Origin of the sequence: Citrobacter sp. Cf088 (assembly GCF_030334295.1) — a bacterium.
In the GTDB taxonomy this organism is placed as follows: Bacteria; Pseudomonadota; Gammaproteobacteria; order Enterobacterales; family Enterobacteriaceae; genus Citrobacter; species Citrobacter freundii.
Genome location: NZ_JAOWEE010000055.1, coordinates 20,770 through 32,976, shown reverse-complemented (window position 1 = coordinate 32,976; position 12,207 = coordinate 20,770). Strand labels below are relative to the sequence as shown.

The window sequence follows — 12,207 nt, the reverse complement described above, 5'->3', positions numbered from 1 at the left end:
GCCGAAATTTTACCATTCAGGAGGGCCGATGAGCCACATAGACAACGGTTTCCGTTCGCTGTCACTTAAACGTTTCCCGGAAACGGATGACGTTAACCCGCTGCTGGCGTGGGAAGCTGCAGATGAATATCTGCTGCAACAGCTGGACGATACCGAGATTAGCGGCCCGGTGCTGATCCTGAATGATACCTTCGGTGCGCTGGGCTGTGCGCTGGCGGAACATACGCCGTACAGCATTGGCGACTCCTATCTCAGCGAGCTTGCCACACGTGAGAACCTGCGTCACAACGATATTGCCGAGTCGAGCGTCAAGTTCCTCGACAGTACCGCTGACTATCCGCAGGCGCCGGGCGTGGTGCTGATTAAGCTGCCAAAAACCATGGCGCTGCTGGAGCAGCAACTGCGCGCCCTGCGTGAAGTGGTCACGCCTCAGACGCGTATCATCGCCGGTGCAAAAGCGCGTGATATCCACACCTCTACGCTGGAGCTGTTTGAGAAAGTGCTGGGACCAACCACCACCACGCTGGCATGGAAAAAGGCGCGCCTGATCAACGGCACCTTTACCAAACCGGCGCTGGCCGATACCGCCCAGACCCTGAGCTGGAAGCTGGAAGGCACCGACTGGACCATCCACAACCACGCCAACGTCTTCTCCCGTACCGGGCTGGACATCGGCGCACGTTTCTTTATGGAACATCTGCCGGAAAACCTGGAAGGCGAGATTGTCGATCTCGGCTGCGGTAACGGCGTGCTGGGCATGACGCTGCTGGCGAAGAACCCAGAAGCCAGCGTGGTGTTTGTTGATGAATCACCGATGGCGGTCGCTTCCAGCCGTCTGAACGTGGAAACCAACCTGCCGGACGCGCTGGATCGCAGCGAATTTATGATTAATAACGCGCTCTCCGGCGTAGAACCGTTCCGCTTCAACGCGGTGTTCTGCAACCCTCCGTTCCACCAGAAGCATGCGCTGACCGATAATATCGCCTGGGAGATGTTCCACCACGCCCGCCGCTGCCTGAAAATCAACGGTGAGCTGTACATTGTGGCTAACCGTCACCTCGACTACTTCCACAAGTTGAAGAAGATTTTCGGCAACTGCGTAACCATCGCCACCAATAATAAATTCGTGGTGCTAAAAGCGGTCAAAACCGGTCGCCGTCGTTAAGCCCTTGTGCCGGATAGCGGCTAACGCCTTATCCGGCCTACACGAGCTGCATCGTAGGCCTGATAAGCGTAGCGCCATCAGGCAAAGATGTGCGCAGTTGCCTTATCCGACCTACGGGATACAACGTGTTAAATCTCCAGCGCTAAGCGGGTCCCCTGCGCAATAGCGCGTCGGGCATCCAGTTCCATCGCCACATCGCAGCCGCCGATCAGATGCACCGTTTTACCTGCCGCGTGCAGCGGATCGACCAGTTCACGGCGTGGCTCTTGTCCGGCGCAAATCACCACGTTATCCACGTTAAAGATCACCGGTTCGCCGTTCAACACGACGTGTAACCCATCATCATCAATCTTCTGGTAGCTGACTGCCGGGATCATTTTCACGCCGCGTGAGAGCAGGGTGGCGCGATGGATCCAGCCCGTCGTTTTACCTAAACCTTGCCCCGGTTTGCTGGCTTTACGCTGCAACATCACTATCTGGCGCGGGCTGCGGGATAAGTGCGGACCTTCCGGGCGTAAGCCGCCAGGCTGTTGCAGGCTGGTGTCGATCCCCCATTCCACGCAGAACTCCGCAATGTTCTGGCTGGTGGCTTCACCGGGTTGACTCAGATACATGGCTGTATCGAAACCAATCCCGCCGCAGCCAACGATCGCTACGCGTTTGCCCACTGGCGTTTTATCGCGCAGGACGTCGAGATAGCTCAGCACTTTTGGATGTTCGATCCCCTCGATCGGCGGCATACGTGGCTCGATCCCGCTGGCAAGGATCACTTCGTCGAAAGTGTGCAGATCGTGTGCGCTGACAAAATGATTCAGCTTCAGGGTCACGCCAGTCACGTCGATCATCCGGCGGTAGTAGCGCAGGGTTTCATAGAATTCTTCTTTGCCGGGGATCTGTTTGGCGATATTAAACTGCCCGCCAATTTCGCCATGCGCGTCAAACAGCGTGACGTGATGTCCGCGTGCGGCGGCATTAATGGCGAAGGCGAGGCCCGCAGGACCCGCACCGACAACCGCCAGATTCTTCGGCACAGCTGCCGCAACGATCGGCATTTTGGTTTCATGGCATGCGCGCGGATTCACCAGGCAAGAGGTGACTTTGCCGACAAAGATCTGATCCAGACAGGCCTGGTTACAGCCGATACAGGTGTTAATCTCATCCGCTCGTCCGGTTTGCGCTTTTGACAGCAGTTCGGCATCGGCGAGGAACGGACGGGCCATCGACACCATATCGGCATCGCCACGGGCCAGAATGTCATCGGCGACCTGGGGATCGTTAATGCGGTTGGTGGTGACCAGTGGGATTGTCACATGCCCTTTCAGCTTACGCGTCACCCAACTAAACGCGCCGCGCGGTACCGGGGTCGCGATAGTGGGAATACGCGCCTCATGCCAGCCAATACCGGTGTTAATAATGGTGGCCCCGGCGGCTTCTATAGCCTGCGCCAGCTGGACGGTTTCGTCGAAGGTTCCGCCGTTTTCTACCAGATCGAGCATCGACAGGCGGAAGATAATTATAAAGTCATTACCGGCACGCTGACGTACCGCTCGCACCACCTCAACGGCAAAACGCATGCGGTTGGCATACTCACCACCCCATTGGTCATCGCGCTGGTTGGTACGCAGAGTCAGGAATTCGTTGATGAGATACCCTTCCGACCCCATCACTTCTACGCCATCGTAGCCCGCTTCCCGCGCCAGTTGGGCGCAATGGGCAAAATCTTCAATCAACTGCAGCACTTCATCGTGCGTCAGCTCATGTGGCGTAAAGCGGTTAATGGGGGCCTGAATAGCAGATGGGGCCACCAGATGCGGCTGGTAGCTGTAACGCCCGGTGTGCAGGATTTGCAGGGCGATTTTACCGCCTTCGTCATGCACGGCATCGGTAATGACGCGATGGTGTGCAAGCTGGCTGCTGTCGTTGAGCATCGCGCCGCCTTCCATCCCCACGCCGGAAAGCGCAGGCGCAATGCCTCCGCTCACAATTAACGCTACGCCGTGACGAGCGCGCTCGGCGTAGAACGCGGCCAGCCGTTCTGCACCGTCGGGATACTCCTCCAGCCCGGTATGCATTGAACCCATCAGCACGCGGTTTTTAAGCGTGGTGAAGCCTAAATCGAGCGGGGCGAACAGCGACGAATAGCTCATAAAGGTGTCCAGTATGTAAAATTATTGTTATGTGGTCGGATGAGTTCTAATTTAGCCGTCGCCGCGTAAAAGGGAAAAGGGGAATGCCGTGATTGTGATGGGATTCAAAAAAGAGGCTCTCCTTTTCAGGAGAGCCAATCGACGATTACTGCTGTTTTAGAAAATCGTTATACAGCATATAAAGATGTGCCGCGCTCCAGGAGAAGTTTGGCGCGCCCTGCTGTGCACCGGTCAATGGGTTATAGTTTTCCTGAATCGGACCATCTGCTGTAAGGCCTTTGGCGTGGCTGAAGAAGGTATCCGCCAGTTTTAACGCGTCATCGCGATAGCCATAACGCTCCATCCCTTTTAGCCCAAACCAGAACTGATCCACCCAGACGCGCCCGCGCCAGTAGATGTCCGCGCCGAAGGCGGGGTTGGTCAGCGCTGCAGTACCAAGTGGGACAAAGGTGTTGAACTCGTTGGGATCGAGCATCACCTTAACCACCGCATCCGCATGGGGCTGCGTTGCCGCCCCGTTAAACAGCGGCGACCAGCCTTCCGGCCCTTTGCCACGTTCGACGATTGGTTTACCCGCACAGCCGTTGGTCAACGGGGTATCTTCGATCCTCACGTCATAGAAGAATCGGGTGTCTGGGTCGAACATGCAGGTATTGATGTAATCCGCCAGTTTTTGCGCCAACTGGCGGTAGCGCTGCGCTTCTTTGTGTTTACCGAGCAGGGTCGCCATCTCCGCCAGATAATGGTTGTCGCTGTACATATAGCTGGCCTGATCGACCGATTCCTGCAGCAGCGAGTAACCCAGCAACTTACCGTCGTTACTGCGGTTTTCGGCAAATTTCACTACCCAGTCGCTGCGTTTCCCACCGTTAGCGACGTATTTATCCAGTTGCTCTTTGTCGATAAAACCAAAGACTGCCGCATCGTCACGCCCGGATTCCCAGGAAGCAGCAACCTGTGCTGGGATCTCGAGGCTGTCATACTGCCCTTTACTGGTGATGTTGGCGTAGTTTTTCAGTCCGGAAAGGGTTTCTTCCTTGTCGCCATTTTTCACCGTAAACAGCATTTCACCGCTGTCGGTATTGTGGGCTTTATCGCGGGTCGCGCCGTATTCCGGTACGCCGTTGCCGTTATGATCGCGGTTTCGCAGCCACCAGTCGTGATATGCAACCAGCTTTGGATACATCTCTTCGAGCCAGGCCTTATCCTTGGTGACGTTGTAGACTTCCATTACCGACCAGGCAGCCAGGCTTGGCTTGGTGTTACGCTCGTTCCAGTTGCCGCCGTCGCCGCCGCGCTCGGGGCTAAGGTTCCAGGCAATCAGGTCGGGAATGAATCCGGCGTCTTGCGGGCGAACGGGATCGCCGGGTTTAATCTGCCATGAAAAGACGGCGCGGATGTTCTCTTTGGCGATCTCCGGGTTAAAGTGCGCCATGGCGAAGGCCTGCTTCCAGGTATCCCACGGCCAGGTCTGGTTGCCGGAGAACCAACGGCCGGTAACCGACGGTGTCACGGTATTGTGTTTTACCGCACCGCCCGGCGAGCGCCAGTTACCGTTCAGCGTTTCGATCGCCTTCACCGCCACTCGGGTTTGTTCTGGCGTGGCGTCCGGGTTGTTTAAGCCTTTCTTGAGATAGTCGTCCCAGCGCTGCTGTGAGGCGAGCATGTAAGAAGAAGGACGCGCCAGAATATCGCGGATCTGCGGTTGCTCTTTTGCCACATCTTCGGCGGTAAGCAGATGAGACCAGGTGGTGTAAATCGTCGTCGAACCGTTGATATGGGTCTTCCCCGTGAAGCGATGACCATTAACCGTGGTTTTCATGGCGACAGATTTATGCACCTGATACTCCGACTCGCCGGAGGTGAGCAGATCCCAGGTTGAACGTACCTTGCCGAAGGTGACTTTCAGGCCGTCGTGCGTGGCGGTGATTTTGCGCTGATAGCCAGGGAACTCGCCATCAATGGTTTTATCCGACAGGGCTTTTCCCTCTTTTGCCTCCAGTTTTTCCAGCAGTTCGCCGTCCCACACCAGATCCAGCGGCGAGTTGCTGGTGATTTTGGTTTCCAGCAGCGAAGTGCGCGGACTGGCGAAGCGTAGCGTCATCTCTACCTGTACATCTTTTGATGACAATTTCTGTACCAGCGCCCCGGGAATGCTGTAAGCCTCGAGGGCAAAATCGACCTTTTTACCGTGCTGATACACCGTCAGCCGGTCAAAATTATTGGCCATAAAGTTGATGTACTCTTCGGTCAGCAGTGCGACGCCAGGAAAGCCGCCCATTGTTGCGGGGCCATCTGGCAACAGATGCCCGTGCCATGAGCCGAGGTCGAAAAAGGGATTAAAACGCTGGTGGTCGTCGTGATCGTAGTCATGCATGTAGTCCGGCGCACCGGTGCGATTAATGATGTTTTTGAAGTCATTAACGCTGGCGGCATGCGCAGAGACGTTCATCAGCAGGAGGCAGGCCAGCGGCGTAAGAAGAGGTTTGATATTCATGGGTTCCGGTCCTTGTTACCAATAGAAATATTGCATCAGGAAGATTTGGTCGCTCGGGTCACCAGATGCATTCTGCATATAGAACCGGCTGTCGAAGGCGGTAGCGAAACGTCCGCCGCCGTATTCATACCAGATACCGAACTGCATAAAGGACGTGGTTTCTTCCTCGGCGCGATCTGGTCGGTGTTTGGCGTAGCTATATGCGGTGGAGAGGTAAACGCCTTTTAGCGCTTCATACATCGCGCTGACCATATAGCCGGTCTCGGTGCCGGACACATCCAGCCCGTCGGCGCGACCTGTGTGGTGCCACGCGCGGGCGGCGAAGTTGGGCGAGAGGATGCCGGTCAGGAACAGCTGTCCGGTACCGTCCGTTATCTCCAGACCGTTCATCCAGGTTACGCCTTCAGTCAGGTCGTACTGGATGTAACCGTTCATCATGGCCGGATAGGTATATTTATCGTCGTAGCGATCGTATTTACCAAAGTGCAACCAGGCTTTGCTTTCATCGTGATGTCCGGCGGGTGTAGCGGTCACGCTATAGCGCAAAGGGCCGGTCAGGTTTTGCACCTTAATGGCGGTCATGATGTCTCGGGTATTCGGAATAACGTAGCCCAGGTCTGGCGTGAAATCCCCCCACCACTGCAGGTCATCCAGCGAGGAGTCCTGGCGCAGGCTGAGCATCACCTCTGTTCCTGCATCGGTACGGTAACCACCGTAAAAGCGGTTGATCCCGCCTTCGAATCCGCCCCAGCTATGGTCAGGAACCCAGGCATTGCCTTGATGGTCGGCCTGCACGGTCCAGCCCTCGCCGTAGATCAGACCAAACCATGAACCGTGTTTTATCTCCAGGCCACCTTCAATGTAAGTACCGTCGCTGTATTTATGCTTATCTTTTCCTTCTAAATCCATATATCCACCCATGCCCAATTCGCCATAAAAACGAAAAGAGGGGGAGGTTATAGCAGGTGTTTTCGTATCGTCGTGTTCAGCAGGGCGAACTTCTTCTGCACCCACAGAAGAGACGCAGAAAAAGGGCAGGGCAATAATTGCCCTGCAATAATGGCTAATGTTATTCATGCTTCGATCCTAAGCAAATAAAATATAATTTTTATTGTTATATACCCTTCATCCTTCAAGCTGCATGTGCGTTAGCTACGTTCGTTCACCCCAGTCACATAGTTATCTATGCTCCTGGGAATTCACTCACTTGCCGCCTTCATGCAACTCGAATTATTTTGGTTATAGCCTTGGAGAATATTGTTTATTGTTATTATGTTTTAGTCATTAATTGATATTTGAAGCGGGAGCAGCCTCAATAGCTTTTTCTTCTTTAGTTAGCCCTTTGATGTATTTACTGTATTTCCACCAGGCAAAACCGAGGAAAATAACAATCCCACCGACGTTATAGAAAATAATGGTTATGATATTTCCGCCGCTCGGGAAGGTAGAGGCAATAAATCCGATAGTGAACAGGACGATCAGCATTGATACCACAATAATGCCGGTTTTTTGCGAACCCATACGGAAGTCGCGCGGTAAGTGGTCCAGTTTTGCGCGCAGATTCAGGTAGGCCAGCATAATAAACAGCGGCGGCAGCATCGATGCGGCGGCGGTCATGTTGATGATGGTGTTCATTAAGTCTTGCACGGTATTGGAACCGAGCGTTGGGATAATCATCAGCGGAATAACGATCAGAAACTGGATCCACGCTGCGCGGGCCGGTACGCCGTTTTCATTCAGTTCGACGGTTTTTTTACCGAAAATACCCGCCGGAATTTCAGAGAAGAAGATCTTCACCGGCGTTGCGGTCCACATCAGCAGAGAGCCGAACATCGCGGTAAAGGAGACCAGGCCGACAAAGCGGTTAACGATGAGTTCCGGCAGACCAAAGTATGCCGCCAGACCGTGGAATACCTGCACCGATCCACCGGTAAACTTCAGCTCTTTGCTGCTGACGAAGACGTTGATCAGCACCGAGGAGATGGAATAAAGCACGCCGATAAAAATCCCGGCAATGATAATGACCTTCACGAACGATTTTGACCCGCCCTTGACGTCGTTGACATATACCGCCACGGACTCCGCGCCGCCTGCCGCCATGAATATCCAGGTGGTAATACCGAGGAACGCCCAGTTAAAATTCGGGATCATTGCATCAACGGTGATGGGGTCAGCAGGCTGCACGCCGCCCACCAACGCAGTACCCGCCAGTAAAATGTAAGACAGCGTCAGCAGCAGCATTAACGTGGAGGTGACGGAGGTAATCGGCCCCAGCATTTTTGCGCCGTTGGTCGAAACCCAGGTCGAGAAGGCAAACAGCACCATACTTAACACGGTTGTGGCGAACGGCGTCAGAATGTATTCGTAGCCTAAAAATGCGTACGAGGCATAGGCGATAACGCGCGGGAGTAACGAGGTAAAAAAGAACAGGTTAACGAACCAGTAGGTGTAGGCGGTAATAAAGGCCCAGCGCCCGCCCAGCGAGCTTTTCACCCATGCGTAGACACCGGCTTCGGAGTTTTTATTCAGCGAAACAAATTCGGCGATGATTAAGCAGAATGGAATAAAGTAGAAAATTGTCGCGAGGAAAAACATCGGTGCGGATGCCAGACCAAGCTCAATATTATTGTTGATAACGTTATTAAAACTATAAACCGCGGCAAAGGTGAGTGAAAGTAAGCCGAACTTGCCGATGGTATTACGTTTGGTATCAGACATAGCACATCTCCGATTCCTGATTATTATAGGGTACTGGCGGCGCAACGTCGGCGCCGCCTGTGTTTTTTATTTATTATGAAAATAACCATCTTCGATGGTGACTTTGAGTACGACTTTCTTCACTACGCTATTACAGATAAAACGATAGGCTTCATGGTTGTCACAAATAACCATTTGTCCTTCGTGCACTTCTACGGTTTTTCCGCAGCCTTTCAAATATTCGCGGTCGGTTTCATCGCGATAATATTCAACCACCTGGAGATCCTCTTTGGCGGCATACTCTATTTTTTGCTGTCCTTGCAGGTAGTAGTGGATCTCAAAATAACGACGATGGCCGGTAAACAGCGCATCGGTTGCAGAGTCCGTCTCTACACGGTAGCTCAGAGAATCACCGATAGAGTGAGCGACGCCTGGCTGAATATTGTCAATATTTTCAATGGCCTCGACGCAGCGTTGCCATTTCCGACCCGAAGCATAGCGTTGCTGGAACTGCTCTAAGTTGTCGATGATCCTCATTTTGTATTCTCGCTGTGCATATTCGTGGAAAAGAACCCGGTGCCAAAGGCACGGTTGGCGGTGGTTTGAGCGCCAGACTCACTGCCGGAAACCGGCAACAACGTGAAGCCGTAGCTGAATGACGTAAACCAGACGCGCCAGGAATCAAGTACCTCGCTTCCCCACGAGTTAGAACCTAAGCCCAGTAGCTGATGGTCCAGATTAAGGGTGATGTCATCGCTGTGCTGCAGCTCATTACAGTGCTGTGCGGCAAAGATATTTTCTGGCGTATAGCGCCAGGCGCTCAGGTTGACAGGGCGCTGCGGAATCACTAGCAAACCGTTACCGTGACGATTGGTTAGCGTTGCCCAACGCACGTCCTGACGATTGCCGTTGTTTTGCGGGAACGGATAATTCTCGAACATCTCATCCACGCTGCTGCGCCAAATGTCGATGATGTTGGCCTGCTGACTATCGGCATAGTTTTCACCAGGACCACGTCCGTACCAGGCCACCTGTCCCAAATCACCGCTGATGCCCATCGTGAAGCCGATGCACGGAATAATGTCCCGGTACTCGCCGTAAGGCTGGCCGGAAAGCTCCACATTCAACTGACCGTCTGCGGCAATCCGCCAGCGATAGGTGCAGCGCATACCGAAATCAAATACCGGCGGGGCGATAATCGTTTGGCTGGTGATGAGCAGCGCATCTTCGGTTTGCTCAAAGGTAAAGTCGCGCAGATGCTCCTGCATTATCTGTATATGATTTGGCTGCCAGAGGCCTTCGAACTCTTGCTTGTGGTTATCTATGGTTGGTTTGAAGAAATTAATCTTCGGCTCGCGGGTAATCAGCTCTTCACCATTGACGTTCCAGCTAATGGGTTTACCGGTCAGCTTTGAGAACGTCAGATGGAAGTTATAACCGCGAACGGTGCAGCTCTGGCGGTTCTCTTCCAGCGTCAAAGGGGTGGCGTTTTGCAGACTGAACGGTACGGCAGTCGCCGTTCTGGCTTTCAGCGGGAACTGATAAGTCGCGATGTGATGCCCGGCTTCGCTGTATAACGTGCGGGAATCTTTCGTCACGGTGACGTTGAGGAACGTCTCGCGCGCATCCAGCTCCGGCAGCGTGCATTGCAGCAGCGTATCGCTGTTGGGAGGAACGTCGCGCAGTTTTATCTGCTGAGCAGAGAGCGTATCTCCTTCGGCGCGAACCTCAATATGCAAGGTGTAGTCGTCAAGCGTGGTAAACCACAGTTTGTTTTCTACCCGCAGCTCGCCGCGAGCCAGATCCTGCGCGCGCACTTTCACTGGTGCAATTACCTGCTTGTACTCTTGCAGACCCGGGCCTGGGGTTTGATCGGAATAAATCAGGCCATCAAGGCAGAAGTTGTAGTTGTTCGGGTAGTCGCCGTAGTCACCGCCATAGTTGTACCAGACGTTACCGTCGTTATCTTTGGCCTGAATCCCGTGATCGCACCACTCCCAGACATAGTGTCCCTGAATGCAATCATGCTGATAGAAGACGTTCTGATATTCCGTTAGCCCGCCGGGGCCGTTGCCCATTGCGTGAGCATATTCGCAGATGATGCGCGGTTTAGGATGTGGGTATTCACCAAACTCATTCATCAACGGTACGCGGGTGTACATGGTGGAAATGATATCCACCACTTCGGCGTCACGATCTTCTTCGTAGTGGATCAGACGCGTGTCATCCAGCGCTTTTGCCGCGTGGTACATGGCGCGAATATTACAGCCGTAGCCGGATTCATTGCCGAGCGACCAGATGACGATCGACGGGTGGTTTTTCTGCGCGTGGACATGGCGTACGATGCGCTCAACGTAGACATTTTCCCACAGCGGATCGTCGGTGATCCGGCTGATATCGCCGATATTAGCGAAGCCGTGAGATTCAACGTCGGTTTCGGCCATGACGAACAAACCGTAGATATCGCACAATTCATAGAAACGTGGATCGTTCGGGTAATGGGCGGTGCGTACGGAGTTGATGTTGTGCTGCTTCATTAACAGCAGATCTTTTTCTACGCGATCCATACCAACCGCGCGGCCCTTGAGATGATCGTTGTCATGACGGTTGACGCCATGCAACATGACATAGCGGTTATTGATGTAAAACAGACCGTTGCGAACGTTGATATCGCGGAATCCGACGCGCTGCGGCACAACCTCAAGGATGTTGCCGCTGGCATCTTTCAGGGTCATCACCAGATGATAGAGATACGGCGATTCCGCCGACCACTGCTGTGGTGCGCTGACCTTGAAATTGAACGCGGTGCGGGTGAGTTTATCCACTGTCAGAGCGTTAATCACGCCGCTATGCAGTGTCTGCTCACCGTCAAACAAAGTGTATTCGAGCGATGCCATCGTTGGCGTGGAGGCGATGTTTTCCAGCACGATGTCGCAGGAGAGGGTGGCATCGCGATAGTCATCATCGAAATCGGTACGAACGGTAAAATCCTGGATATGGGTCGCCTGTTTGCCGACCAGATAGACGTCGCGGAAAATTCCCGCTGACCACCACATATCCTGGTCTTCAACGTAGGTGGAATCAGCCCATTGCATGACGCGAACGCACAGCAGGTTGTCACCGGTTTTCACCACCGCGCTGATATCAAACTCGGCCGTCAGGCGACTGCCTTTGCTGAAGCCAACGTACTGACCATTCACGTAAACTTCGAAGTAGGTTTCTACGCCATCAAATTTAATCAGCGTCTGTTTGCCCTGCCAGCCTTCGCTGAGAGAGAAAATACGCTGGTAGGCTCCGGTGGGGTTATTGGTCGGCACGTAGGGGACATCAATCGGGAAAGGAAAACCTTCGTCGGTATACTGCAGCTTGCCGTGCCCTTCCATCTGCCACATACCGGGGACGGTGATGTTGCCCCAGTCGCTCATAAACTGCGATGTAAAGGCTTCCGGCACCTGCAGCGGATGCTCAAAGAACTGGAAATTCCACTGACCGCTCAGCAACTGAAAGAGGCTGCTGGTTTCGCGGGCAAACGAGCGAGCCTGCGCAACGGAGTCGTAAGAGAAAAAATATGCGCGTGGCGCCAGTCGATTTTCGTGGGTGAGCTGAATGTTTTCCCAGCGATTCATAAGGCCTCCCGGTGGAGAAAAATCGGAACCATTCATTTTAATGGTGAGTAAGTGTAATTGATGGTGATTTTAGTA

General features: G+C 53.7%; 7 protein-coding genes. 1 reads left to right on the top strand and 6 read right to left on the bottom strand.

The window, feature by feature from the left end:
* Positions 1-28 precede the first annotated feature (28 nt).
* Positions 29-1,165, top strand: a complete 1,137-nt coding sequence (gene rlmG / locus OGV71_RS19805; protein ID WP_003024789.1) for a 23S rRNA (guanine(1835)-N(2))-methyltransferase RlmG — start codon at positions 29-31, stop codon at positions 1,163-1,165.
* Between the two features lie 128 nt (positions 1,166-1,293).
* On the opposite strand, the gene OGV71_RS19800 is transcribed toward rlmG, so the two are convergent.
* The 6 genes from OGV71_RS19800 to ebgA form a co-directional block, all read right to left on the bottom strand.
* The gene (locus OGV71_RS19800; RefSeq protein ID WP_204583252.1) at positions 1,294-3,312 is read right to left on the bottom strand and encodes an oxidoreductase; all 2,019 of its coding nucleotides are present in this window, start codon (positions 3,310-3,312) and stop codon (positions 1,294-1,296) included.
* 145 nt (positions 3,313-3,457) lie between these two features.
* Entirely contained in the window at positions 3,458-5,809 is a 2,352-nt protein-coding gene (gene ygjK, locus OGV71_RS19795; protein WP_204583253.1) for an alpha-glucosidase, read from the bottom strand.
* Positions 5,810-5,824: 15 nt separating this feature from the next.
* Positions 5,825-6,886 carry a protein YgjJ gene (gene ygjJ, locus OGV71_RS19790; RefSeq protein ID WP_048232835.1) on the bottom strand — a complete coding sequence of 354 codons (1,062 nt, stop codon included), beginning with the start codon at positions 6,884-6,886 and terminating at the stop codon, positions 5,825-5,827.
* A gap of 207 nt (positions 6,887-7,093) precedes the next feature.
* The gene (locus tag OGV71_RS19785) at positions 7,094-8,527 is read right to left on the bottom strand and encodes an amino acid permease (protein WP_003846220.1); all 1,434 of its coding nucleotides are present in this window, start codon (positions 8,525-8,527) and stop codon (positions 7,094-7,096) included.
* Between the two features lie 66 nt (positions 8,528-8,593).
* Entirely contained in the window at positions 8,594-9,043 is a 450-nt protein-coding gene (locus tag OGV71_RS19780; protein ID WP_003024776.1) for a beta-galactosidase subunit beta, read from the bottom strand.
* Positions 9,040-12,132 (bottom strand): beta-galactosidase subunit alpha, encoded by a 3,093-nt coding sequence (gene ebgA, locus OGV71_RS19775; protein WP_204583254.1) that lies wholly within the window; start codon positions 12,130-12,132, stop codon positions 9,040-9,042. Before ebgA ends, OGV71_RS19780 begins: the two co-directional genes overlap by 4 nt.
* Positions 12,133-12,207: the final 75 nt, after the last annotated feature.

What these genes read in the sequence shown, in the direction of transcription:
- rlmG (WP_003024789.1), top strand. Translation starts at nt 29, where the DNA reads ATGAGCCACATAGACAACGGTTTCCGTTCGCTGTCACTTAAACGTTTC.
- ebgA (WP_204583254.1), bottom strand. Translation starts at nt 12,132, where the DNA reads ATGAATCGCTGGGAAAACATTCAGCTCACCCACGAAAATCGACTGGCG.
- OGV71_RS19785 (WP_003846220.1), bottom strand. Translation starts at nt 8,527, where the DNA reads ATGTCTGATACCAAACGTAATACCATCGGCAAGTTCGGCTTACTTTCA.
- OGV71_RS19780 (WP_003024776.1), bottom strand. Translation starts at nt 9,043, where the DNA reads ATGAGGATCATCGACAACTTAGAGCAGTTCCAGCAACGCTATGCTTCG.
- ygjJ (WP_048232835.1), bottom strand. Translation starts at nt 6,886, where the DNA reads ATGAATAACATTAGCCATTATTGCAGGGCAATTATTGCCCTGCCCTTT.
- ygjK (WP_204583253.1), bottom strand. Translation starts at nt 5,809, where the DNA reads ATGAATATCAAACCTCTTCTTACGCCGCTGGCCTGCCTCCTGCTGATG.
- OGV71_RS19800 (WP_204583252.1), bottom strand. Translation starts at nt 3,312, where the DNA reads ATGAGCTATTCGTCGCTGTTCGCCCCGCTCGATTTAGGCTTCACCACG.